The organism is Streptomyces sp. NBC_00663, from assembly GCF_036226885.1.
GTDB lineage: Bacteria > Actinomycetota > Actinomycetes > Streptomycetales > Streptomycetaceae > Streptomyces.
On the sequence record NZ_CP109027.1, the window covers coordinates 9,613,016 to 9,635,991 of the forward strand.

Annotated in this window: 20 protein-coding genes and 1 pseudogene; 14 read left to right on the forward strand and 7 right to left on the reverse strand. The window is 69.6% G+C overall.

All coding sequences use genetic code 11. The features are described 5' to 3' along the window. Positions 1 to 139: 139 nt before the first annotated feature. Positions 140 to 220 (forward strand): annotated as a pseudogene (locus OG866_RS43455) (ABC transporter ATP-binding protein); the annotation flags it as partial. 97 nt (positions 221 to 317) lie between these two features. Here OG866_RS43455 and OG866_RS43460 read toward each other — a convergent pair. Further along, complete coding sequence (locus tag OG866_RS43460) at positions 318 to 1,061, reverse strand: IclR family transcriptional regulator (RefSeq protein ID WP_329344574.1); 744 nt, start codon at positions 1,059 to 1,061, stop codon at positions 318 to 320. Positions 1,062 to 1,317: 256 nt separating this feature from the next. Beyond that, entirely contained in the window at positions 1,318 to 2,064 is a 747-nt protein-coding gene (locus tag OG866_RS43465) for an IclR family transcriptional regulator (protein ID WP_329344576.1), read from the reverse strand. A 112-nt stretch (positions 2,065 to 2,176) separates the two neighbouring features. On the opposite strand from OG866_RS43465, the gene solA reads away from it, so the two are divergent. The 12 genes from solA (at position 2,177) to OG866_RS43525 (ending at position 15,435) form a co-directional block, all read left to right on the forward strand. Next, positions 2,177 to 3,484: an N-methyl-L-tryptophan oxidase gene (gene solA, locus OG866_RS43470; RefSeq protein ID WP_443063626.1), complete on the forward strand. Its 1,308-nt coding sequence runs from the start codon at positions 2,177 to 2,179 to the stop codon at positions 3,482 to 3,484. 5 nt (positions 3,485 to 3,489) lie between these two features. Next, the gene (locus OG866_RS43475) at positions 3,490 to 4,488 is read left to right on the forward strand and encodes a succinylglutamate desuccinylase/aspartoacylase family protein (protein WP_329343498.1); all 999 of its coding nucleotides are present in this window, start codon (positions 3,490 to 3,492) and stop codon (positions 4,486 to 4,488) included. Between the two features lie 106 nt (positions 4,489 to 4,594). Further along, a complete protein-coding gene (locus OG866_RS43480) occupies positions 4,595 to 5,698 on the forward strand; it encodes an ABC transporter substrate-binding protein (protein WP_329343500.1) in 1,104 nt (367 codons plus the stop codon). Next, the gene (locus OG866_RS43485; protein ID WP_329343502.1) at positions 5,691 to 6,824 is read left to right on the forward strand and encodes an ABC transporter ATP-binding protein; all 1,134 of its coding nucleotides are present in this window, start codon (positions 5,691 to 5,693) and stop codon (positions 6,822 to 6,824) included. Before OG866_RS43480 ends, OG866_RS43485 begins: the two co-directional genes overlap by 8 nt. Positions 6,825 to 6,829: 5 nt before the next feature. Next, a complete protein-coding gene (locus tag OG866_RS43490; RefSeq protein WP_329343504.1) occupies positions 6,830 to 7,753 on the forward strand; it encodes an ABC transporter permease in 924 nt (307 codons plus the stop codon). Beyond that, a complete protein-coding gene (locus tag OG866_RS43495; RefSeq protein ID WP_329343506.1) occupies positions 7,750 to 8,619 on the forward strand; it encodes an ABC transporter permease in 870 nt (289 codons plus the stop codon). The genes OG866_RS43490 and OG866_RS43495 overlap by 4 nt, the downstream gene beginning before the upstream one ends. Next, complete coding sequence (locus tag OG866_RS43500; protein ID WP_329343508.1) at positions 8,616 to 10,004, forward strand: aminotransferase class III-fold pyridoxal phosphate-dependent enzyme; 1,389 nt, start codon at positions 8,616 to 8,618, stop codon at positions 10,002 to 10,004. Before OG866_RS43495 ends, OG866_RS43500 begins: the two co-directional genes overlap by 4 nt. A gap of 38 nt (positions 10,005 to 10,042) precedes the next feature. Next, positions 10,043 to 10,996, forward strand: coding sequence for a succinylglutamate desuccinylase/aspartoacylase family protein (locus OG866_RS43505; RefSeq protein ID WP_329343510.1), 954 nt, complete (start codon positions 10,043 to 10,045; stop codon positions 10,994 to 10,996). Further along, on the forward strand, positions 10,993 to 12,447 hold the full coding sequence (locus tag OG866_RS43510; RefSeq protein ID WP_329343512.1) for an aldehyde dehydrogenase family protein: 1,455 nt from the start codon (positions 10,993 to 10,995) through the stop codon (positions 12,445 to 12,447). The genes OG866_RS43505 and OG866_RS43510 overlap by 4 nt, the downstream gene beginning before the upstream one ends. Beyond that, a complete protein-coding gene (locus OG866_RS43515) occupies positions 12,444 to 13,382 on the forward strand; it encodes an aldo/keto reductase (protein ID WP_329343514.1) in 939 nt (312 codons plus the stop codon). The genes OG866_RS43510 and OG866_RS43515 overlap by 4 nt, the downstream gene beginning before the upstream one ends. A gap of 45 nt (positions 13,383 to 13,427) precedes the next feature. Beyond that, positions 13,428 to 14,093, forward strand: a complete 666-nt coding sequence (locus tag OG866_RS43520; protein ID WP_329343516.1) for a haloacid dehalogenase type II — start codon at positions 13,428 to 13,430, stop codon at positions 14,091 to 14,093. A 49-nt stretch (positions 14,094 to 14,142) separates the two neighbouring features. Continuing rightward, positions 14,143 to 15,435 carry an NAD(P)/FAD-dependent oxidoreductase gene (locus OG866_RS43525; RefSeq protein WP_329343518.1) on the forward strand — a complete coding sequence of 431 codons (1,293 nt, stop codon included), beginning with the start codon at positions 14,143 to 14,145 and terminating at the stop codon, positions 15,433 to 15,435. Positions 15,436 to 15,708: 273 nt separating this feature from the next. Here the strand turns inward: OG866_RS43525 and OG866_RS43530 are convergent, their stop codons facing one another. After that, entirely contained in the window at positions 15,709 to 17,169 is a 1,461-nt protein-coding gene (locus tag OG866_RS43530) for a cellulase family glycosylhydrolase (protein WP_443063679.1), read from the reverse strand. A gap of 197 nt (positions 17,170 to 17,366) precedes the next feature. On the opposite strand from OG866_RS43530, the gene OG866_RS43535 reads away from it, so the two are divergent. Beyond that, entirely contained in the window at positions 17,367 to 18,620 is a 1,254-nt protein-coding gene (locus tag OG866_RS43535) for an ROK family transcriptional regulator (protein ID WP_329343522.1), read from the forward strand. Between the two features lie 147 nt (positions 18,621 to 18,767). Here OG866_RS43535 and OG866_RS43540 read toward each other — a convergent pair whose 3' ends face one another. Genes OG866_RS43540 through OG866_RS43555 form a run of 4 tightly spaced genes read right to left on the reverse strand, consistent with a single transcriptional unit; the run spans position 18,768 to position 22,837 of the window. Continuing rightward, positions 18,768 to 19,616: an ABC transporter ATP-binding protein gene (locus tag OG866_RS43540; RefSeq protein WP_329343524.1), complete on the reverse strand. Its 849-nt coding sequence runs from the start codon at positions 19,614 to 19,616 to the stop codon at positions 18,768 to 18,770. Then, positions 19,613 to 21,376, reverse strand: coding sequence for a dipeptide/oligopeptide/nickel ABC transporter permease/ATP-binding protein (locus tag OG866_RS43545; protein WP_329343526.1), 1,764 nt, complete (start codon positions 21,374 to 21,376; stop codon positions 19,613 to 19,615). Before OG866_RS43545 ends, OG866_RS43540 begins: the two co-directional genes overlap by 4 nt. Positions 21,377 to 21,388: 12 nt before the next feature. Further along, positions 21,389 to 22,378: an ABC transporter permease gene (locus OG866_RS43550; RefSeq protein ID WP_329343528.1), complete on the reverse strand. Its 990-nt coding sequence runs from the start codon at positions 22,376 to 22,378 to the stop codon at positions 21,389 to 21,391. Positions 22,379 to 22,387: 9 nt separating this feature from the next. Then, positions 22,388 to 22,837, reverse strand: coding sequence for an ABC transporter substrate-binding protein (locus OG866_RS43555; protein ID WP_329343530.1), 450 nt, complete (start codon positions 22,835 to 22,837; stop codon positions 22,388 to 22,390). Between the last annotated feature and the right edge of the window lie 139 nt (positions 22,838 to 22,976).

A 22,976-nucleotide genomic window follows, 5' to 3' on the forward strand; every position in this document is an offset into this window, starting at 1 on the left:
GGCGGTCATGCCCTGACACACGCCCCATCGAGCACCGCGCGGGCCGCCCCGTGCCCGGCCGCCCTGGCCGGGCACGGGGCACACCTGTGTGGCGTTGCTGCGGGGGAGTGGGCGTACGCGGTCGATGTCCGACGGTCCGCGCTCCGGCGCCGAGGTGCTGGGCTTTCTCCGCAACTCCGTAAGGGAGTTGGGGCAGACGGTCGTCATGGTGACCCACGACTCGGGTGCCCGTCGACCGCCTGGGCCGGTGAGGCGGACCCACAGCCGCTTTCCCGCAGTGCGGCCCTCTCGGCGGTGGGACGTGCTCGGCGCTGTCCTCAGCCCAGGTGGCGGGCGGTGATTTCCGCCGCGGTGTCGGTCACCCGCCGCCCCAGCTCGGCGAGCCGGTCGGGATCGAAGCGGGAGTCGGGCATGGAGATGCCCACGGCGGCCAGCGGCACGCCGTCACCGTCCAGGACGGGTGCCGCGATGGCGCAGACACCCTGGATGTACTGGTTGTGGTTGACGGCGTATCCGCGCTCTCTGACCCGGCGTATCTCCGCGCGTAGAGCGACCGGGTCGGTGATGGTCTCCTCGCCGTAGCCCTCCAGCGTGCCCGCTGTGAGCTGGTCGACCTCGGACTTCGGCAGATGGGCGAGGACGGCGCGCCCGGTGGCCGTGGCGTGCAGGGGTGAAGTGTCTCCGATGGCGTGGAAGGTCCGTACGGCGTGGTCGCAGTCGACGCGGTCCACCACGACCATGCAGTGCAGGGCGTCCGGAACGGTCAGGTGGATGGTCTCGTTCAGCGCGTCACGGAGCCGCACCATCGGTTCGCGGGCGGCGGCGTACAGGCTGGAGCCCTGGAGGGCGGCGGGGCGTACGGCGAGCACGCGTGCGCCGATCTCCCAGCGGGTGGTGTCTGTCCGGTTGGCCCGCAGCCAGCCCGCCTCATTGAGCGTGATCAGGGTGCGCTGCACGGTCGATTTCGGGAGACCGAAGAGCTTCGTCAGCTCCCCGACGGTCAACGGCTGATGCTGTGCCACGGCCTCCAGCATGCGCAGTGACCTGGTCACACTCTTCATTTCCATACCGGGCCCCCGGGGGTTCTGCGGACTTCGTCGGACTCACCTCTTTGACTCGCTCCCGGAGCCGCAGGCATGATCGTGCCGGACTCTAGCATGGCGTCCCACAATGTGGCACGCATTGAGTTGCTGCGTGAGGCGGCGACCCCTGCGCCCGGCGATCTCCCCCAGGGCCTGCCGCGAAGTGCGCCGAGGGCCGACTCCCAGGCATGGGAACCGGCCCTCGTTGCTGCGGGGCCGAGGTGCCGCTTCTTGCTCAGGCTCCCAGGCGGCGCCCCGTGATCTCCGCGGCCGTGTCGGCGACGAGACGGCCCCACTCGGGCAGCTTGTCCTCGGCGTACCGGGAATCGGGCATGGACATGGCTACGGTGGCCAGCGGTGTGCCGTCCTCGTCGAGGACGGGCGCGGCGATGGCGCAGACGCCCGGCCGGTACTGGTTGATGTTGACCGCGTAACCGTCCGTGCTGATCCGGCGCAGCTCGGCGCGGAGGTCCGCGGGGTCCGCCGGTGTCGTCTCGCTGTAACGCTCCAGCCCCTGGCTGATGAACTCCTCGACCTCCGACTTCGCCAGATGGGCGAGGACGGCGCGCCCGGTGGCGGTCGCGTGCAGGGGTGAGGTGTCGCCGATGGTGTGGAAGGTCCGTACGGGGTGGTCGCAGTCCACACGGTCCACCACGACCATGCAGTGCAGGGCGTCCGGGACCGACAGGTGAATGGTCTCGTTCACCTTGTCCCTCAGCCGCACCATCGGCTCGCGGGCGGCGGCGAACAGGCTGGAGCCCTGGAGGGCGGCGGGGCGTACGGCGAGCACGCGTGCGCCGATCTCCCAGCGGGTGGTGTCCCTGCGGTTCGCCCGCAACCACCCCGCCTCGTTCAGGGTGACCAGGGTGCGCTGCACGGTCGACTTCGGGAGACCGAAGAGCTTCGTCAGCTCCCCGACGGTCACCGGCTGATGCTGGGCGACCGCCTCCAGGATGCGCAGTGATCTGGTGACGCTCTTCATTTCCATCCGATTTCCCCCTGTTAATCCTCGGAATCCTTGGTGGACACCCTCTTGACTCCCCTTCGTGCCCCTGCCATCGTCTGTGCCAGATTCTAGCACAGCGTTCCACAATGTGGCACGGCCTCGGGAGGGATCCCCGCCGAAACGAGTCGGACTCCGAGATGCGGGCGATAGCGAGCTGTTGGGCCGCGGAGAAGCCCCAGCCCTCGTCCCAACCACCAGGAATCGAACAGCCCCACGTCGGGGCCAGCATGCGCCCCCGGCGAAACGAAAGGAAAGTCCCGTGTCAGCTGCCAGGAAGCGCGTCGCCGTCGTCGGCGTCGGAACGATGGGCAGCCAGGCCGCCTGGCGCCTGGCGGCCCGTGGTGCCGAGGTGGTCGGCTACGACCGCTTCGCCCCGGGCCACGACCGAAGCGCCGCCGGCGGCGAGACCCGCATCTTCCGCAGCGCCCACTTCGAGGACTCCCGGTACGTCCCGCTCCTCCAGCACGCCGACGCCCTCTGGGAGCAGCTCCAGCAGGAGACCGGCCGCGAACTGCGCAGCCTCACCGGATGCCTCCTGATGGGGCCCACCGAGCACCACCAGATGGCCACCGTCCTCCAGTCCATCGCCGAGCACGGCCTGGACCACGAGGTGCTCGACGTGGACGCCCTCGCCAAGCGCTTCCCGCAGTTCCGTATCGAGGACGGTGACGCGGCCGTACTCGACCGCAGGGCCGGCTTCATCCGCCCGGAACTGACCATCCAGACCGCCGCCCGCCGCGCCGAGGAACTGGGCGCCCGCATCCACCGCTACACCACGGTCCGCGAGATCGTCCCCGTCGCGAACGGCGTCGCGATCCGCACCGACGCCGGCAGCGAGCACTTCGACGCGGCCGTGGTCAGCCCCGGTCCGTGGGTCAACGACCTGATGCCGGACCTGCCGTGGGAGGTGGACATCCGTCGGCTGATCAATGCCTGGTACGTGCCCACCACGGACGCCTGGTTCGGCGAGGAGCGTCCGGCCTTCATCCGTACGGCGCCCACGCACCTGTACGGCCTGCCCTCCCCGGACGGCGTCTCCGTCAAGCTCGGCCTCTCCCGCGCCCTGCACCGCCCCGCCGGCGACCCGAACCAGCTGGACCGGACCGTCGAGCCCGAGGAGCTGGAGATCTTCACTGAGCTGATCGGCCGTCACATGCCGGACCTGAACCCCGACCCGACCCGCCTCTCCGTCTATATGGAGGGCTACACCGAGAGCAGCCGCCCGCTCGTCGGGCCCCTGCCCGGCGCCGAGAACGTCGTCCTGCTCGCCGGCTTCTCCGGCCACGGTTTCAAGCTCTCGCCCGCCTTCGGAGACATCGCGGCCGACCTGGCGCTGGACGGCAACTCGGCGCAGCCCATCGACTTCCTGTCCACCCTCGACCGAACGGAGGCGTGACGACCATGACCTCGACGAAGAGCTCCCTGTCCGTCGGCGCCCTGAGCGCCGAGCCCGGCACCAAGGTCCGCGGCACTGTCTCCGCCGACCTGGGCACGCTCACTGTGGACATCCCGCTGACCCTGGTCAACGGCGCCCACCCCGGCCCCCGCGTCCTCGTCACGGCAGGCGTGCACGGCGGCGAGTTCACCGGCATCGACGCGGCCACCCGGCTCGCGGCCCTGCTGGAACCCGGCGAGGTGCACGGCCAGGTCGTCCTGTGCCCGGTCGCCAACCCGCCGGCCGTGTACCAGGGGCGGCTCGGCGTCTCCCCGCTCGACGGTGTCAACATCAACCGCGTCTTCCCCGGCGACCCGGACGGCGGCCCCACCGAGCGGCTGGCCGCCTGGCTCTTCGCTCACCTCGTCGAAGGCGCCGACGCCTACGTCGACCTGCACTCCGGCGGCATCGACGAGGTCCTCAAGGACTTCGTCGGCTACCGCCTCACCGGCGACCCCGAACTCGACGGCAGGACGGCCGACACGGCCGGCGCCCTCGGCATCGACGACGTCATCTTCGGCATGAACACCGACGGCGGCAACAGCCACGCGGCCGCCGCCCGACAGGGCATCCCGGCGATCCTCGTCGAGACCGGCCAGCTGGGCGAGCGCGACCCGGAGGCCGCCCGGCGGCTCGTCGGCGGCCTGTACGGGGTACTGAACCGGCTCGGAGTCCTCGACACACGGCCCCAGGGCCCCGGGTCGCCGGTCCGCGAGTGGGTCTGGGCCGCGGGCGTCACCGCCGAGAACAGCGGCCTCTGGTACCCGGAGTTCACCGCCGGCGACGACGTGACGTCCGGCCAGGTCATCGGCCACGTCATCGACCCGGCCGACGGCCAGGAATACAAGGTCCACACCCCCGCCACCGGACGCATCTTCTACGGAATGCGCGGCCTCACCGTCGCCCCCGGCGCCGAACTGGCAGCCATCGCCGCTCCGGCTCCCCGGATCTCCGGCGACCACTGAACCCACCCCCTGCAAAGCCCCCGCACGACCAGAACGAGAAACCGCTCCAGCCCGCACCCCCCACACGCATCCCCTCCCCTCGTAACGCACCACCAGGAGGCACCCGGTGAAGGACTTTCGGATCGACCGCAGAGTGTTTCTGCGCGGAGCAGGCGGCGTTGCCGCAGGCATCGCCGCCGCCACGTCCCTCAGCGCCTGCGGCACCGGCACCAGCCGGTCCGGCAGCAGCGGCGGCAAGGGCTCCAAGACGCTCGTCGTGCGCAACAGCGGCGGCTCCTACGGCGACGCCAACCAGCAGGCGATCTACGAGCCGTTCACCAAGGAGACCGGCATCCAGGTCAAGGTGGTGAACATCGAGTACGCCCAGATGCTCGCCCAGATCAAGCAGGGCCGCCCTCAGTTCGACGTCATCGACGACTCGATGGCCGACTTCGTCCTCTTCAAGCAGCAGGACGCGACCGAGGACCTCGACTTCGACCGGCTGAAGAACTTCAAGAGCGCGGGCATCGCCAAGACCCTGGTCACCTCCAACGCTGTCGGCAAGAACTACTGGGCCAGCGTGATGGCCTACCGCACCGACTCCTTCGGCAAGCAGAAACCTTCCTCCTGGGCCGACTTCTGGGACACCAAGGCGTTCCCCGGCAACCGCGCCCTCCAGGCCCTGGACGCCGATCTGCCCGAGCTGGAGTTCGCCCTCCTCGCCGACGGCGTGGCCCTGGACAAGCTCTACCCCCTCGACGTGGACCGCGCCTTCAAGGTCCTGAGCGAGATCAAGCCCCACGTCCGCAAGTTCTGGGACACCGGCGCCCTGCCCGGAGTGCTCCTGGGCCGCAAGGAGGTCGACGCCTCCAGCGTCTGGCACGGCCGCCTGGACGCCCTGATCAAGGGCGGCGCCCCGCTCGCCTATCAGTGGAACGGCGCCCGCCGGCAGAGCAACGCCCTCGGCATCCCCAAGGGCGCCGCGAACGTCGACGCCGCCTACCAGCTCATCGACTTCGCGCTGCGCCCCGAGGTGCAGGCCGCCTACGCCGAGATCTATCCGATGGCCCCGTCGGTGCCCGGCGCCTACAAGAAGCTCTCCACCACCACCGCCGCGAATCTGGGCAGTTCCCCGAAGCACCTGGAGACCGGCTTCGACCTGGACGTCGAATGGTGGATCAAGAACCAGGACGCCGTGTCCAAGCGCTGGCAGGAGTGGACGCATGCCTGAGATCGACGTGATGCCCTCGCTCACTCGGCCGGAGACCCTGGCCGGTAGCGGAAAACCCTTGTCCATAACACGACTTCGCAAGACCTACGGGGGCGTCACCGCAGTCGACGAGGTCTCCATGGAGATCGCTGCGGGTGAGTTCGTCACCTTCCTCGGCTCCTCCGGCTCCGGCAAGACCACCACCCTCATGATGATCGCCGGGTTCTGCGAGCCCGATTCCGGCAGCATCGTCGTCGGTGGCAACGACGTCACCCGCCTCGCCCCGCAGAAGCGCGGCCTGGGCTTCGTCTTCCAGCAGTACCTGCTCTTCCCGCACATGACGGTGTGGGAGAACGTGGCCTTCCCGCTGCAACTGCGCGGCGTGCCGAAGGCGGAGCTGCGCCGCCGGGTCGGCGAGACCCTGGAGATGGCCGGACTGTCCGCCATGGCCCGGCGCCGCCCGCGCGAACTGTCCGGCGGCCAGCAGCAACGCGTCGCCCTGTGCCGGGCCCTGGTCTACCGCCCGCCGGTCATCCTCATGGACGAGCCCCTCGGCGCCCTCGACAAGAAGCTGCGCGACCAGCTCCAGACCGAGATCAAGCGCATCCAGCAGGAACTCGGCCTGACCGTCATCTATGTGACGCACGATCAGGAGGAAGCCCTGGTCCTGTCCGACCGGATCGCGGTGATGCGGGACGGCCTGATCGACCAGTTCGACACCCCGCAGGAACTGTTTGAGCGGCCCCGCACTCCGTTCGTCGCCGACTTCCTCGGCGCGGCCAACTTCCTCCCGGGCCGCGTGGAGCAGCAGACCTCCGCCCACACCCTCGTCCGGCTCGACAGCGGCGGCGCGCTGAAGGCGCGTCCGCAGGTCGGTTCCGAGGGGGTTCGGGTCCGCGCGGCGGTCCAGCCCGGCCGGCTCGCCCTGTGTCCGCCGGGCGACGGGTTCTGTACGGGGACCGTCGAGACGGTCACCTACGTCGGCACCCTGGTCCGCGTCACCGTCCGCCCCCTCGGCGGCACGGACACCGCACTCATACGACTCGAACTGCCCGCCGGCCGCGCCCCCGCCCTCGGCGAGCGGGTCGACCTGGCCGCGGACCCCGCCAACGTCAGCGTCTTTCCCGACGCGGAAGACGAGAGGTGAGGACAGTGGCCGTACTCGCTCCGGTATCGGGCTCCGCCACTCCGGCGCCCCAGAAGAAACGACGGGGCCGCGTCTCACTGTCCGACCGCCGCACCCGCTTCGGCCTGATCAACGCGACCCCCGTCGTCGTCTACCTGCTGATCCTCTTCGTCTATCCCATCTTCAGCACCCTGATGCTGAGCCTGAAGGGCGACAACGGCGGTCTGACCCTCCACTGGTACGCGGACGCGTTCCAGGGCGCCAACCTGGAGATCCTGCTCACCACCCTGCGGATCTCCGCCGAGACCTCCCTGCTCGCCCTGGTCATCGGCTTCCTGCTGGCCTCCGCGATCTCCCGGCTCAAGCCCCTGTGGGCGGGCCTGGCGATGATCGTGGTGGTCGTCCCCCACTTCATCAGCGCCCTGGTGCGCACCTACGGCTGGATCATCCTGCTCGGCGACAACGGCGTGGTGAACAACGTCCTGACGGACATCCACTTCCCGGGCGCGCCCTTCCAGTTGCTCTACAACGAGATCGGCGTCGTCATCGGCACCACCGCCGTGATGCTGCCGTACACCGTGCTGCTGCTGTACGCGGTGATGAAGGGCATCGACAGGCGGCTGCTGGCCGCCGCGGCGAGCATGGGCGCCGGACGGATCACCATCTTCCGCCGGGTCTACGTCCCCCTGGTGGCCCCCGGCCTGGTCAACGCCGGCGTGTTGTCCTTCATCCTCTGCCTGGGCTACTACCTCACCCCCGCCCTCATGGGCGGCGAGAAGCAGACCATGGTCGCCTCCCTCATCGACGAACAGGTCATGAAGCAGAACCAGTGGAACGGCGCCTCGGCGCTCGGCATCATCCTGCTGCTCCTCACCTTCGCCGGACTGCTGCTGCTCAGGCTGCTGAAGTCGGCCGGCGAGGCCCTTCGGAACCGGGGGACGGCATCATGATCGAGCTCCGTTCCACCCTGGCCGGGCGCATCACGCTGGCTGTGTTCTCCACGCTCATCCTGCTGTTCCTGGCGATGCCGATCGTCGTCATCGTCGTCACCTCCTTCGGCAAGGACGCCTTCGGCTCCTTCCCGCCGGACTCCTGGACGCTCGGCTGGTACAAGCAGCTGTTCGCCGACGGCAGCAAGTGGCCCGCCGCGCTGTCGCTCAGCGCCCTGGTCGCGGCGATGACCACGGTCTTCTCGCTGGTCCTGGGCATGACCGCTGCGACGGCCCTGGTCCGCAGCGAACTGCCGCTGCGCTCGGCGGTCTACGGTCTGGTCCTGGCCCCTCTGGTGATTCCCCAAGTGGTCATCGCCCTCGGCCTGTTCCTGCTCTTCGAGCCCGCCTCGATGCTCGGCAGTCCGATCGCCATCGCCCTCGGACACACCGTGCTGGCCTCACCGATCGCCGTGATGATCCTCATGGCCACGCTGAAGGGCATCGACGAACGCCTGGAGGACGCGGCGGCCAGCATGGGCGCGAACCGCTTCACCATCGCCCGCCGCATCACCCTCCCGCTGGCCATGCCCGGCCTGGTCGCCGCCGGGATCTTTGCCTTCATCACCAGCTTCGACGAGTTCTTCATCTCGCAGTTCCTGTCCTCCGTGGACACCACGACCCTGCCGGTCCAGGTGTTCAACGTCCTTCAGTACAACGTCGACCCGTCGGTGACCGCCGTCAGCGCGATCCTCATCGCGGTCGCCGTCGTGGCCCTGGCAATGGTCGGCGTCGTGCGCAAGCTCAGCGGCTCCGGCAAGCAGGACGGCCTGCTGCCCACAGAACCCGGAGTGGGGCTCCCCGCCGGAAGTGAGACCGCATCATGACCACCACCAGCACCCCCGCCGACGAGTTGTCCGCCACCGCGGCCCGACACCTCCTGCTCAACATGACCCCCAACGGTTCGCTCGGGCAGGACGGCGAGAACCTCTTCGTCGTCCAGCGCGGGGAGGGCCCGTACATCGACGACGCGGACGGCAAGCGCTACATCGACGGCCTGTCCGGCCTCTACTGCTGCCAGATCGGCTACTCCTACGCCCCCGAGTTCGCCGAGGCCGCCGACAAGCAGCTGCGCGAACTGTGCTTCAGCCCGTTGTGGTCCGGGTCCGCGCACCCCACGGCGATCGAACTCGCCGAGCGGCTCTCACGGATCGCGCCCGTCGACATCGAGCACACCTTCTTCTCCGGCGGCGGCGCCGAGGCCGTCGAGACCGCCTGGAAGATCGCCCGCCGCTACCACGCCCTGTGCGGGGAACCGGGCCGGGTCAAGGCGATCTCCCGCCGTGGCGCCTACCACGGCCTGACCATCGGTGCCCTCTCCCTCACCGACGACCCCGGGCTGCGCGAGCCCTACGGCCCCGGCGCGATCGATACCCGTTTCGTGTCCAACACCAACCGCTTCGGACTCGCCCCCGAGTTCGCCGACGACGACGTGTACGCGACCCATCTGCTCGCCGAGCTGGAGGCCGCGATCCTGGCCGAGGGCCCGGAGACGATCGCCATGCTGATCGCCGAGCCGGTGCAGAACCGGGGCGGCTGCATCACCCCGCCCCGGGGCTACTGGCCGGGCCTGCGGGCGCTGGCCGACCGGTACGGCTTCCTCCTCGTCGCCGACGAGGTCATCACCGCGTTCGGGCGGCTGGGGGAGTGGTTCGGCGGCGACCTGTACGGCGCCCGCCCCGACATGGTCACCGTCGCCAAGGGCATCACCGCCGGCTACGCCCCCATGGGCGCCACCCTGGTCAGCAACCGGATCACCGAGGTCATCAACCGGCCCGGCACGGTCCTCAACCACGGCTACACCTTCGCCGGACACCCGCTCAGTGCCGCGATCGCCCTGCGCAGCCTGGAGATCATGGAGCGGGACCGGATCCTGGAGAACGTCCGCGGCCAGCAGGACCACCTGGCCCAGCGCATGGCCTCCCTCGCGGACCTGCCGATCGTCGGCGACGTCCGCGGTGCCGGATTCTTCTACGCCTGCGAACTCGTCGGTGACCTTGACGGCGGCGGCTTCAGCGACACCGTCCGGGCCGAGCTGATCGCCGACCTGATCCCGCGCCGCCTGCGCGAGGCCGGCCTGCTGGCCCGCGTCTACAACCGCGCCGCCCCCCTGGTGCAGATCGCGCCCCCGCTGATCAGCGACCGCCACCTGCTCGACCGTATCGCCGACATCCTCGCCCAGACCCTCCACGAGGCGTCCCACCGCCTCTGATCCACGCCCGTGAACCCGCTTTCGAAAGGAACCCCCTGATGTATTCCATCGGTCCGCTGACCGTCGCCCCCGGCGAGCGAGCCCAGGGCCTCATCCCGGTCGGCACCAGCAGCTACGGCGTGGAACTCGGCATCCCGCTGATCGTCGTCAACGGCGCCGAGCCCGGCCCGGTGCTCTGCGTGGACGCAGGCGTGCACGGCGACGAGTACGACGGCCAGGAGTCCATCCGCCGCGTCCTCGCCGAGATCGACCCGGCCACCCTGCGCGGCACCCTCGTCGGCATCCCCTGCATGAACACCCCCGCCTTCGAGGCGGCGGCCCGCACCAGCGGCCTGGACTACCTCAACCTCAACCGGATCTTCCCCGGTGACGCGGACGGCTCGTACTCCCTGCGCCTCGCGGCCACCTTCGTCGAGCAGGTCGTCCCGGCCATCGACGCCCTCGTCGACCTGCACACCGGCGGCACCTTCGGCGAGATCGCCCCGCTCGTCATCCTCCAGGGCGGCTACGAGGAACTCGCCACCGACCTCGCCCTCGCGGCCGGTCACGACCTGGTCTGGAAGGGCGGCAAGTGGGGCGGCACGGTCCGCCACCCCACCCTCGCGGCCGGCAAGCCCGCCATCACCATCGAGGCGGGCGGCGGCACCTACCGCGAGGCCAACGTCGAACTGCACATCAAGTCGATCCGCAACATCATGCGCCAACTCGGCATGACCGACGGCGAGGCCGAACTGCGCGACAGCTACACCACGGTCTCCGGCACCTTCGCCCGCTCCGACTCCGGCGGCTTCTTCCTCGGACACGCCGAGCCGGGCGAGACCTGCAAGGAAGGCGACCTGATCGCCCACATCGTCGACCACTACGGCAACATCCTTGAGGAGGTCCGCGCCCCGCAGGACGGCACCGTGCTCTGGGTCCGCCGGATCCGTACCGTGCGGCCGGGCGACGAGGTCGTCATCTTCGGCGAGGTGCTGGGGGAGATCCGGCCATGAGCGGTGACACGCAGTTGCTCCTCGTCGACGGCAAGCAGGTCCCGGCCGCCGACGGCCGCACCTTCACCGTCCTCGACCCTTCGGACGGCACGCCCCTCGCCCGGGTGGCGCTGGCCGGCCAGGCGGACGTGGACCAGGCGGTGGCGGCGGCCCGGGCGGCCTTCACCTCGCCCGAGTGGGCACGGATGCGCGCCGCCGACCGGGGCAGGATCCTGTACCGGATCGCCGAGGCGATCCGGTACCAGGGGGAGCGTCTGGCCCGCCTGGAGAGCCAGGACGTCGGCAAGCCGCTCCGCCAGGCCAAGGCCGACGTCGAGGGCGCCGCCCGCTACTTCGAGTTCTACGCCGGCATCGCCGACAAGCTCGGCGGCACGACCATCCCCCTCGGCCCCGGTCTGGTCGACTACACCGTCCGTGAGCCGATCGGCGTCTCCGGCCAGATCATCCCGTTCAACTACCCGTTGCAGAACACCGCGAGGGGTTCCGCCCCCGCGCTGGCGGCAGGCTGCACGGTGGTGCTCAAGCCCTCCCCGGAGGCACCGCTGACCCCGCTGGAGATCGGCAGGATCGCCCTCGAATGCGGTCTTCCGGCGGGTGTGCTGAACATCGTCCCCGGTGACGCGGAGACGGGTGCGGCCCTGGCCGGTCACCCGGACATCGACCAGGTCACCTTCACCGGTTCGGTGCCGACCGGCATCAAGGTCGCCCAGGCGGCCGCCGCCAACGTGGTGCCGTCCGTGACGGAGTTGGGGGGCAAGTCGCCGTTCGTCGTCTTCGCCGACGCCGACTTCGACCTGGCACTGAACGCCGTCCTCGGCTGGTCCTTCAGCAACGCCGGCCAGATGTGCTCGGCCGGCACGAGGCTGCTGCTCCAGCGCGGTGCCGAGGACTTCCTGGACCGGCTGGTCGAGAAGATCGCCACCCTGCGCATCGGTCCCGGTCTGACGGACCCGGACATCGGCCCGCTCGTCGCCGCCCGGCAACGCGACCGGGTTCTGGGCTACCTGGACCTGGCCCGGCAGGAGGGCGCCGTCGCACGGGTCGGTGGCGGCGCTCCCTCCGCCCCAGAGCTGGCCGACGGCTACTACATCGAGCCGACCGTCCTCACCGGCCTGACGAACCAGGCCCGTTGCGCCCGCGAGGAGATCTTCGGCCCCGTCGTCACCGTCATCGAGTTCGACGACGCCGACGAGGCCCTTCAGATCGCCAACGACAGCCCGTACGGCCTCGCTTCCTACGTCTGGACCCGCGACATCGACAAGGCGATGACCCTGGCCGGCGGTATCCGGGCCGGCCAGGTCTACGTCAACGTCACCGGCGCGGGGACCGGCATCGAACTCCCCTTCGGCGGCTACAAGCACAGCGGCTGGGGCCGGGAGAAGGGCCTGGAAGCCCTGGCCGGCTACACGCAGACCAAGAACGTCTGCATCGGATTCGGGGACCGGTCATGAGATACCGCACCCTCGGTGAGCGCGGACCGACCGTCTCCGTCGTCGGCGTCGGCGGCAACAACTTCGGCTCCCGCCTCGACGAGGAGGGCACGAAAGCCGTCGTGCACGCGGCCCTCGACGCCGGGATCACCCTGTTCGACACGGCTGACATGTACGGCGGCTTCGGCGAACAGGGCGGGACGCGCGGCGATGGGGAACGGCTCCTCGGAGCCGCCCTCAAGGGCCACCGCGACGAGGTCGTGCTGGCCACCAAGTTCGGCATGGAGATGGGTCCGGAGGCCGACCAGTACGGCAGGCGCGGTGCCCGTGCCTACATCCGGTACGCCGTGGAGGCGTCCCTGCGCCGCCTGGGCACCGACCGGATCGACCTGTTCCAGTACCACGAGCCGGACGGCGCCACGCCGCTGGACGAAACGATCGCCGCTCTGCGGGAACTGATGGACGAGGGGAAGATCGGCCACATCGGCTGCTCCGACCTCCCGCCCGAGGACCTGTCCGACGCCTTCGTGTCGACCCAGGCCCGCTACCACCTGCTCGACCGCAGCGTGGAAGCCGACCTGATCCCGGCCTGCCTGCACCACGGCATCGGCCTGCTCCCGTACTACCCGCTCGCCAACGGCCTGCTCAGCGGCAAGTACCGGCGCGGCGAGCAGCCACCCGCCGGCAGCCGCCTGTCCTGGCGGCAGGGCTGGCTCACCGACGCAGCCCTCGACCGAGTCGAAGCCCTCACCGCGTACGGCGCCGAACGCGGCCTGACGCTCCTTCAGGTCGCCGTCGGCGGCCTGGCCGCCCTCCCCGCCGTCGGCTCCGTGATCTGCGGCGCCATGACCCCCGAACAGGTCACCGCCAACGCGGCGGCGGCCGACTGGATCCCCGACGCGGCCGACCTGGCCGCCCTGGACGCGATCGTCACTCCGGGCGAGCGGATCGTCTGATGTGCCCCGCCCCCCTGTAAGAACCGGAAACCGAGGTTGAACCCCATGCGAGAGATCGTCACCTTCGACGCCTACGCCACCCTCATCAACTTTCAGCTCGGCCCCACCACCCTGAAGGTCCTGGAAGACCGGCTGGACCTGGACAACCTGGACGTCGACGAGTTCCTCGACGACTTCCGCGTTATGCGCTTCCAGGCCGTCCTGGAGGCCTACCGCCCCTACCACGAGGTCCTGCACTCCAGCCTGCGCAACGCCATGCGTCTGCACGGCCTGGAGTACCGCACGTCCGACGGCGACGCCCTCGTCGACGCCGTCCCCACCTTCGGCCCCTTCCCGGAGGTCCCGGACGCCCTGCGCGCGTTGAAGTCGCGCTACGAGATCGCGATCATCTCCAACACGGACGACAACATGATCGCGCGGAACGTCGAGAACATCGGCGTCGAGTTCGACTACGTCATCACCGCCCAGCAGGCCGGCGCCTACAAGCCCGACCGCCAGACCTTCGAGCACGCCTTCAAGACCATGGGCGTCGAGCCCTCGCAGGTGATCCACACGGCCCAGGGCTGGGAGTACGACCACATCCCCACCCGTGACCTCGGCCTGAAGCGCCGGGTGTGGATCAACCGCTACGGCCGCAAGGGCAGCGCCGACTACCAGCCCTACGACGAGCTGCCCGACCTGTCGGGCCTGCCGAAGCTGCTCGGCTGCTGACCGGCCGGGACCCCCAGCACACAGAGACAGAACACAGAGGACGCACCTCATGAAGCAGATCCCCTACTGGCTCGACACCGCCCCCGCCCTGCCCGACCGTTCCGGCAAGGCGCTGCCCGACGAGGCGGACGTGGTGGTCATCGGCGGCGGCCTCACCGGTCTGTCCACCGCCTACCACGCCGCCCGCAAGGGCGCCCGGGTCGTCCTCGTCGAGAAGGACAAGGTCGGCTCGGGCGCCTCGGGGCGCAACGGCAGCATGTGCACCCAGGGCATCACCATCGGCACGGGCGAGGCCCGAAAGCGCTTCGGGCAGGAGCGCGCCCGTGAGTTGTACGGCGCGTTCCGCGAGGCGGTCGACGTCGTCGAGGAGCTGACCCACACCGAGAAGATCGACTGCGACTTCCACCGTGCCGGCCGTCTCGGTGTGGCGTACAAGCCGCAGCACTTCGAGTCGATGAAGGCCACCCAGCGCGACCTGGCCGACAACTTCGGCCACGAGACCCAGCTCCTGAGCCGCAGTGAGCTGAAGTCGGAACTGGGCTCGGACTACTACCACGGCGCCCTGCTCGACCCGCTGAGTGCCGCCCTGCATGTGGGCAAGTACGTCCACGGTCTGGCGGAGGCCGCCGAACGCGCCGGCGCCGAGATCCACGAACGCAACGCCGCCACCGGCCTCACCCGCCTGCCGGGCGGCGGGTTCGACGTGGAGACCCTGCACGGCACGATCCGCGCCAAGCAGGTCATGGCCGCCACCGACGCCTACACCGACAAGGCGCTGCCCTGGTTCCGCAAGCGGCTGATCAACGTGGGCAGCTTCATCATCGTCACGGAGCCTCTCGGTGAGGCGCGGGCCCGCGAACTGATCCCCAATGGCCGCCTGGTGGTCGACTCCAAGAACATCGGCCACTACCTCCGCCTCACCCCGGACAACCGCCTCGCCTTCGGCGGCCGCGCCCGCTTCGCCCCCTCCAACCCGGCCTCCGACGTCAAGAGCGGCGACATCCTGAAGCGGGAGATGACGGAGATCTTCCCGCAGTTGGCGGGCGTCCGCGTCGACTACGTGTGGGGCGGCATGGTCGGCTTCTCCTGGGACCGCCTCCCGCACGCCGGCGAGGCAGAGGGGGCCAAGGGCCTGTACTACTCCATGGGGTACTGCGGCCACGGGGTCCAGATGGCCACGTACATGGGCCGCGCGGTCGCCGAGATGATGGACGGCAAGCCGGAGGCCAACCCCCTGCGCGGCCTCGGCTTCCCCAAGGTCCCCGTCCCCTTCTACAACGGCACCCCCTGGTTCCTGCCCTTCGGCGGCGCCTACTACAAGGCCAAGGACAAGCTGCACTGAGTCGCTGCCGAGCCGATGCCGGCGCGGTGACACTGCGGGGGCCTTCCGCGAAATGATCGTGGAGGGCTCCCGCAGGTGAGATCGGGTGGGACAAGCGGGCGGACTGCACCCAGTTCAAGCCGGCCTTGGAGAAGATCCGCATCCCCAAGACCGGTCAGCTACGACAAGCCCGCTACGACAAGCGCGGGTACGTCTTCCTCGGCACCGCCACCGTCCCATCGGGACATCCGGCCTGGGCGGCTTCGTCTGCGCCTCGGGCAACCGGGTGCTCGGTTACGGGGTTGCGTAGGGGTCTTGGCTCAGGAGGTGGGCCTTCAGTCCCTCGCCGACGCCAGGCTCCGGGGTACCGGCCCAGTCCTTGATGAGTACGGCGCCGGTGCTGCATCCCCACGGGTTCCAGGTCCAGGCGAGATAACCCATGCCGTGCGCGTCGGCCCAGTCGACCAACCGCTGCATGTAGTCGAAGCCGCAGCCCTCCTGGCCGAACTCGCCGATGACGATCGGCACCTTTTGCGCGAGAGGTGCGACCTGGCTGTCCCAGCAGGATTCGGTCGCGCAGGCGTTGTTGCTGTAGGAGTGCCAGGACGCGGCGAGGTTGTTCAGTGGGTCGGTCGGCTTGTACGTCAGCCATTCCCGCATGTCGTTGGCCCACTCCAGACCGCCCAGCATGAGGACGTTGGTCGCGCCGGTGGCCCGGACCGCGTCGACCAGGTCCTGCATGCCGGCGGTGTCATAGGGAAGGCCGGTGCAGGTGCCGCCGTCTCGCCAGCACGTCCAGCCGAGGGTCTTGTCCCAGTTGGCGGCGATCTCCGGGTACGGCTCGTTGAACAGATCGAACACGACGGCGTCGTTGCCCTTGAACGCGCCTGCGACGCCGGTCCAGAACTGGGGGGCGTACTGCGCGTCCGGCATCGGTTTCTGGCACGTCGCGGTGGCGTCCTTGCAGTGCCAGTCCGGCCCGTTGGTGTAGGCGCCCCGGGTCCAGTGCAGATCGAGGATCGGGGTGATGCCGTTGGCCACCAGCAGGTTGATGTAGTCCTTGACGCCCTGCTGGTAGGTGGCTCCACTGGGCGAGCCGTTGATGCCGAGCCAGCATTCCTCGTTCAGCGGCACGCGTACGGCGTGGATGTTCCAGGTCTTCATCGCGTCGACGGATGCCTGGTCGACCGGGCCGCTGTCCCACAGCCCCTTGCCCTGCACACAAGCGTATTCACCGCTGGAGCGGTCCACACCCAGCAGCCGGTACTGCTTCCCGTCCGAGGTGACGATCTTGTTGCCGGAGACCTTCAGTTTCGGGGCCGGGCCGCCGGGGGGAGTGGGGGTGGGGGTGGGGGATGGCACCGAGCCGGTGCAGGTCACGCCATTGAGCGCGAATGACGCCGGTTCCGGATTGGCGTCCTTCCACGCACCGGTGAACCCGATGGAGGTGGACTTGCCGGTGTCCAGTGACTGGTTCCAATCCAGACTGGCGGCGGACACCTCGGTCCCGGACTGTTTCCAGGTGGCGCTCCAGCCGTTGGTGACCTTCTGGTCAGCGTTCGGGAATCCGAACGTCAGGGTCCACCCCCGCACGGCGGGGCCGAGATTGGTGATGGCCACGTCCGCGCTGAACCCGCCCGGCCATTGGCTCTGCACCTTGTACGTGACCGAGCAGCCGGTGGCGGCTGCCGATGCGGGCAGGGCGGCGCCTGCAAGGCCACCCAGGATGAGCGCACCGGCGGCGCCGGTGGCCATTAAGGCGTGTCTGCGTTTCACCTGATCTCCTCGTTGCCGTGAGGGACTGATGGGAGCTATGCACATCGTTATTTCGGCAACTTATGGAAGTCAAGGCGCCTGCAACCGGCTTCTGGAGCGGGAAGGCGGGCCGGAGCGAAAGGCCCTGCCCGGCCTAAGTAAACTAAGGTGACAAAGCCCGGAACGAAGGAGAACACGTGGCGACCAGTCCCCTCTGGGCAAGCCGGCTGAAGACGCGCGGTTTGGTCCTCGATGTGATCAGGTCGGCGCGCGCGACCAGCCGGGTGGAGCTCGCGGCGGCGACGGGTCTGACCGGTGCGACGATCTCCGCGGTCGTGCGGGAGCTCATCGCCGACGGCCTGGTCGTCGAAACCGGCCGCGGCGCGCCGACGGGCGGCAAGCCGCGCACGCTTCTCCAGCTCAACCCACAAGCCCGGTACAGCGTCGGAGTTCAACTCGAACGCAACACGTGCGTGATCGTGGTGGTCGATCTGGCCGGCCGACAGGTGGCCCGGACCTCGTTCCAGGGCACTGCGGAGATGCCGCCGGAGCGGGCGCTGCCGCTGGTGGCGTCCCAGGTGGAGGCGCTGCTGGCCACCGCGGCGGTCGACCGCGAGAAGGTGCTGGGCGTGGGCCTGGTCGGCTACGGTCCGCAGGATCGACGCGCGGGTGTGCTGTTGACCCCGCAGCCCACCGAGGAGTGGCTGGGCTGCCCGGTCGCGCCGAGGCTCGCGGAGAGCCTCGGACTTCCCGTCCTGCTCGACAACGACGCCGCCGCGGCCGCGATCGGCGAGTACTGGCTGGGAGCGGTCGCCCCGCACAGCACGTATGGCTGCATCTACATGGCCACCGGCATCGGTGGCGGGGTCGTGGTGGCCGGCGAGGTGTACCGCGGCAGCTCCTCGAACAGCGTGGAGATCGGACACATCTCCATCGATGTCAACGGTGAGGAGTGCCCGTGCGGCAACGTCGGCTGCCTGGAGAACTACGCCGGCCCCTCCGCCCTGGTCCGGCAGGCCATGGCGACGCCGGGGTTGGCCCAGCGGCTGGCGCTCGGCCCGACCGACGACGGCTTCCTCACCGAGTTCGCGCGGATCGCGGCCGCCGCGAACGCGGGTGACCTGGAGGCCCGGAGCCTCGTCGAGCGGTCGGCTCGCCATCTGGGGTATGCCGCCGTCACCATGGCCACCCTGTTCGACGTCGACACGATCGTGCTGGCGGGGCCGAGCTTCGCCGTGGCGGGCTCGATCTACCAGGCGGTGATCCAGCAGGAGGTGGACCGGCGCACGTTCGCGCGCCGGGTGCATCCGGTGCGGGTCGTGCCGTCGGTCAACGGCTCGGACGCGGCCGCGATCGGCGGCGCGGTCCTCGTCCTGCAGAGCGAGCTGACCCTCGCCCACCCCCAGGACGGGGCCCGGCCCCTGCTCGCCGGCACGGGCGAGACTCCCTGACCCCTCGACCACCTCGCTAAGCGGGTCGGGTGAAGCCCGCTGCGGTTCGGCAGCGCCCTGAAGGGGCGCGGGGCGGTATTGAATCTGCGGCTCCGCCGCTCGCGCGGGCGCGACCAGCGGCCCACTGCGGTGCTTCCAGCGGAGCGCCTAGCGGTGCTCGTACGGCGGCATGCTGCCTGCCTTGATCACCTCCGCGGGGTCGATGTTCACGAACCGGCCCCGTGCCGCCGGATCGGGTGACGCCGCGGCCAACAGCTTCGTGTAGGGGTGTTGCGGCGTGCGGATCACCTTGTCCGCGGGGCCTCGCTCGACGACTCGTCCCCGGTACAGGACCAGGATGTCGTCGGCGAAGTGCCGCGCGGTCGCCAGGTCGTGGGTGATGTAGAGGACGGCGAGGTTCTCTTCCCGTTGCAGCCGGGCCAGCAGGTTGAGCACGTCCAGCCGGATCGAGACGTCCAGCATGGAGACCGGCTCGTCGGCCACCAGGACGGTCGCACCGGGCGCGAGTGCGCGGGCGATGGCCACGCGCTGGCGCTGACCGCCGGAGAGTTCGTGCGGCCGACGGTGCGCAAGGGTGTCGGCCGGCAGGCTGACCCGCTCCAGCAGTTCCGCTGTCGCGGACCAGGTCTGCGTACGGGTGCGGGCGCGACCGTGCAGGCGCAGCGGGCGCGCCAGGTGGTGCGCGATGGTGTGGAACGGGTTCAGCGAGGCGAACGGGTCCTGGAACACCATCTGTACGTGGTGGCGGTAGTCGCGATCCGGGACGGGCGTGCCGTCGGCTCCGGTGAGGGCGACCCGGCCGCCGGTGGGCTGTTCGAGCCGGGCGATGATCCGGGCGATCGTGGACTTGCCCGATCCGGATTCACCGACCAGTGCCACCGTGCGGCCCGGGGTGAGGGTGAACGAGACCTGGTCGACGGCCCGCAGTCGGGTGGGGCGAAGGCCACCGCGGACCCGGAAGTCCTTGATCAGATCGGCCACTTCCAGCACGGTCATGACGCGCCTCCGGATCGCACGAACGACCCGCGCTCGCCGGTGAGGCTGGGGAAGGAGTCCAGCAGGCGGCGCGTGTACGGGTGTTGTGGCCGGTCCAGGATGTTCTCGGCCGACGTGTTCTCGACGATCCGGCCGTCGAGCATGACGGCGATCCGGTCCGCGACCTCCAGGAGAAGGGGAAGGTCGTGGGTGATGAACAGGACGGCGAAGCCGCTCTGGTCGCGGAGCCGCATGATCTCCTGAAGGATGCCCCGCTGCACGACCACGTCGAGCGCGGTGGTCGGTTCGTCCAGGATGACGACCTGCGGTTCGAGCAGCATCGCCATGGCGATCAGCACCCGTTGCCGCATCCCTCCGGAGAGCTCGTGCGGGTAGGAGCGCAGGCGCTGGGGATCGATGCCGACCGTCGTGAGCAGCTCGGCGCAGCGGGCCCGCCGGGCCGCGCGGGACATCGTCGGCCGGTGGGTGGTGAGCACGTCCTCCATCTGTGCCCGGATGGTCAGGACGGGGTTGAGCGCGTTCATGGCGCCCTGGAAGACCATGGACAGCTTCGACCACCGGAAGGCGCGCAGCTCGCCCGGGGACAGGGCGAGCACGTCGAGCGCGCCGCCGTCACGGTCGTGGAAGGTCACGGAGCCGCCGGTGACCTCGGCGGGTGGCAGATGCAGCCGGTTGACCGCGTACGCGAGGGTGGTCTTGCCGCAGCCCGACTCTCCGGCCAGGCCGAGGATCTCGCCCCGGCGCAGCGTGAGTGACACGTCCCGCACGGCCTGCACCGGCTGTTCGCCCTGGTAGGTCACGGACAGGTCGGTGATGCTGAGCACCACGTCGTCCTCGGGGGGCGGATCGAGGACAGGCGCAGGGCGGGCCGTACGTCCTGCCCGCCGCGGACGGTTGCGCAGCGTCGGGTTGATGATCTCGTCGAGGGTGAAGTTCACCAGGGCGAGACCGCAGCCGAACAGGGCGATGATCAGCCCTGGCGGCACGAACCACCACCAGGCGCCGAGCTGGAGGGCGAAGCCGTTCTGCGCGTAGTAGAGCATCGTGCCGAGGGTCGACGAGGAGGACGCGCCCAGGCCCAGGAAGGACAGGCCTGCCTCGCTGAGTATCGCGGCGATCACCGAGAACACGAACTGGGAGGCCAGCAGCGGCAGCAGGTTCGGCAGGACTTCGACGCCGATGACCCGCCCGGGTCCCTCCCCGGCGACACGGGCGGCCAGTACGTAGTCCCGGTTGCGCAGGGACAGGGTCTGGGCGCGCAGGACGCGGGCCGACCCTGCCCAGCCGGTGATCGCCAGCACCAGCGCGATCGTCCACCAGCCGCGCTGTTCCGGTGGGACGAACGCGGAGATCACGATGATCAGGGGAAGGCCGGGGATCACCAGCATCACGTTGGAGAACAGCGAGAACGCCTCGTCGACCACGCCACCGAGGTAGGCCCCGACGATCCCGAACAGCGCTGCGAGGACGGTGGCCAGGATGCCGACCAGGACGCCTATGGAGAGTGAGCCCCGGGTGGCGTAGGCGAGTTGGGCGAGTACGTCCTGACCGGTCTGGGTGGTGCCGAGCAGGTGCTCGCTGCCCGGCGAGGTCAGACCGATGTTGTCGATCCGGTCCGGGTCGCCGACCAGCAGCGGGCCGACGAGAGCGAACAGGGTGGTCGCGAGAATCAGGGCGCATCCGACGGCCAGCTTGGGTGACCGGAGCACGCGCCCGCCGTTGCGGGGGCGCGGCTGGACGTCGGGGTTGATGTTCGTCATCTGATTGCCGCCTCAGCCGCTGGTCCGGGTGCGTGGGTCGATGAGGCCGTAGAGCAGGTCGACGGCGAGGTTGGCGGCGAGCACCGTGACCGTGATGACCAGGAAGATGGCCTGCATGAGCGCGTAGTCGTTGTTCTGTACCGCCTGCAACAGCTTCGACCCGATGCCGGGGTAGGCGAAGACCTGCTCGGTGACGATCGAGCCGGCGACGACGAAGCCGAGGGAGATCGCGAATCCGGCGACGGACGGCAGGATCGCGTTCCGCGCCGCGTACCGGATCATGACGCGTCGCTCGCTCAGGCCTTTCGCCTTGGCGGTGAGCACGAAGTCCTCGGCCATCGCCGAGACCATCATGTTCCGCGTCGCCAGCACCCAGCCTCCGACCGACGAGATCACGATCGTGGCCGCGGGCAGAACGCCGTGGTAGAGCGCGGAGCCGATGAAGTCGTTGTACGGGCCGGGGGTGAGGGCGACGTCGTAGCCGCCCAGAAGGGGAAACCAGCCCAGCCACGAGCTGAGGACGGCGACCAGGATGAGCGCCAGCCAGAAGTACGGCACCGCGGACAGTACGGTCGTCGCCGGCACCAGTGAGTCCAGCCAGGTGCCGCGCCGCCACCCCACGAACACGCCCAGCACGATCCCGGACACGACCGCCAGAACCGTCGCGATCCCGACCAGAGCGATGGTCCAGGGCAGCGAGGTGGCGATGACCGTCGAGACCGGGGTCGGGAAGTCGCTCACCGAGATCCCGAAGTCACCTTGCAGCAAGTTGCCGAGATAGGCGACGTACTGACTGAGCAGCGACTCGTCCGTGTGGGCACCGAGCAGAAGCTCGTACGCCCGGCGCGCGGAGGGGTCGACTCCGCCGCCGTGCTGTTGCAGCTTCGCCATGAGGATGTCCGCCGGGTCGCCCGGCATCATCCGCGGGATGAAGAAGTTCAGCGTCACCGCCGCCCACAGGGCGACCAGATAGAAAGCGAGCTTGCGCAGGTAGTACCGCATGGGTCGCTCTCACTTCCCGGCGGGCTTGAGACGCAGGTAGACCTCCGCGCTGTCGGGGCTCTGCCAGACGGCCGGGAAGGCATCGAGGGTGAACACGACGTCGGCGGCGGTGAACCGCTGGCCGTCGGACCACTTCACCCCGTCCCGGAGGGTGATCGACAGTTTGGTGCCGTCCTTGTTCCAGGAGAACTCCTTGCCCAGCCACGGCACCGGGGCGTCCTTGCGGACGATGTTGTAGAAGAACAGCGTCTGGAAGATCGTCCCGGTCCCGCCGATAGCGGTCGGCGCGAACGGGTTGAAGTTGATCTGATAGTCGCTGGCCTGCCCGGTGTACGCGATCAGCGTCGGGGTCTTGCCCTGGGCCGGCGTGCCTGACGCCTGGCATCCCGCTGCGGCGAGCGTCATGGCGGCCAGGATCACCACGGCACGTGTTCTGGCGCCGCGTTCTGTCGACAACATGGCGAAGTCCTCTCGTCGTGGCGCTCGGGGGTGCAGCGACGTGGGAGCACGCCTGACATTATTAAGTTCGCTAAGAAAGCGGTCAATACTGGTGACGTGATGTTGTGAGGCCTGCCCCAAAGGCCGACAAGTTCAGTGT

What these genes read in the sequence shown, in the direction of transcription:
- OG866_RS43500 (WP_329343508.1), top strand. Translation starts at nt 8,616, where the DNA reads ATGACCACCACCAGCACCCCCGCCGACGAGTTGTCCGCCACCGCGGCC.
- OG866_RS43555 (WP_329343530.1), bottom strand. Translation starts at nt 22,837, where the DNA reads ATGTTGTCGACAGAACGCGGCGCCAGAACACGTGCCGTGGTGATCCTG.
- OG866_RS43540 (WP_329343524.1), bottom strand. Translation starts at nt 19,616, where the DNA reads ATGACCGTGCTGGAAGTGGCCGATCTGATCAAGGACTTCCGGGTCCGC.
- OG866_RS43545 (WP_329343526.1), bottom strand. Translation starts at nt 21,376, where the DNA reads ATGACGAACATCAACCCCGACGTCCAGCCGCGCCCCCGCAACGGCGGG.
- OG866_RS43515 (WP_329343514.1), top strand. Translation starts at nt 12,444, where the DNA reads ATGAGATACCGCACCCTCGGTGAGCGCGGACCGACCGTCTCCGTCGTC.
- OG866_RS43525 (WP_329343518.1), top strand. Translation starts at nt 14,143, where the DNA reads ATGAAGCAGATCCCCTACTGGCTCGACACCGCCCCCGCCCTGCCCGAC.
- OG866_RS43550 (WP_329343528.1), bottom strand. Translation starts at nt 22,378, where the DNA reads ATGCGGTACTACCTGCGCAAGCTCGCTTTCTATCTGGTCGCCCTGTGG.
- OG866_RS43510 (WP_329343512.1), top strand. Translation starts at nt 10,993, where the DNA reads ATGAGCGGTGACACGCAGTTGCTCCTCGTCGACGGCAAGCAGGTCCCG.
- OG866_RS43530 (WP_443063679.1), bottom strand. Translation starts at nt 17,169, where the DNA reads ATGGCCACCGGCGCCGCCGGTGCGCTCATCCTGGGTGGCCTTGCAGGC.
- OG866_RS43520 (WP_329343516.1), top strand. Translation starts at nt 13,428, where the DNA reads ATGCGAGAGATCGTCACCTTCGACGCCTACGCCACCCTCATCAACTTT.
- OG866_RS43460 (WP_329344574.1), bottom strand. Translation starts at nt 1,061, where the DNA reads ATGAAGAGTGTGACCAGGTCACTGCGCATGCTGGAGGCCGTGGCACAG.
- OG866_RS43465 (WP_329344576.1), bottom strand. Translation starts at nt 2,064, where the DNA reads ATGAAGAGCGTCACCAGATCACTGCGCATCCTGGAGGCGGTCGCCCAG.
- OG866_RS43505 (WP_329343510.1), top strand. Translation starts at nt 10,043, where the DNA reads ATGTATTCCATCGGTCCGCTGACCGTCGCCCCCGGCGAGCGAGCCCAG.
- OG866_RS43485 (WP_329343502.1), top strand. Translation starts at nt 5,691, where the DNA reads ATGCCTGAGATCGACGTGATGCCCTCGCTCACTCGGCCGGAGACCCTG.
- OG866_RS43495 (WP_329343506.1), top strand. Translation starts at nt 7,750, where the DNA reads ATGATCGAGCTCCGTTCCACCCTGGCCGGGCGCATCACGCTGGCTGTG.
- OG866_RS43475 (WP_329343498.1), top strand. Translation starts at nt 3,490, where the DNA reads ATGACCTCGACGAAGAGCTCCCTGTCCGTCGGCGCCCTGAGCGCCGAG.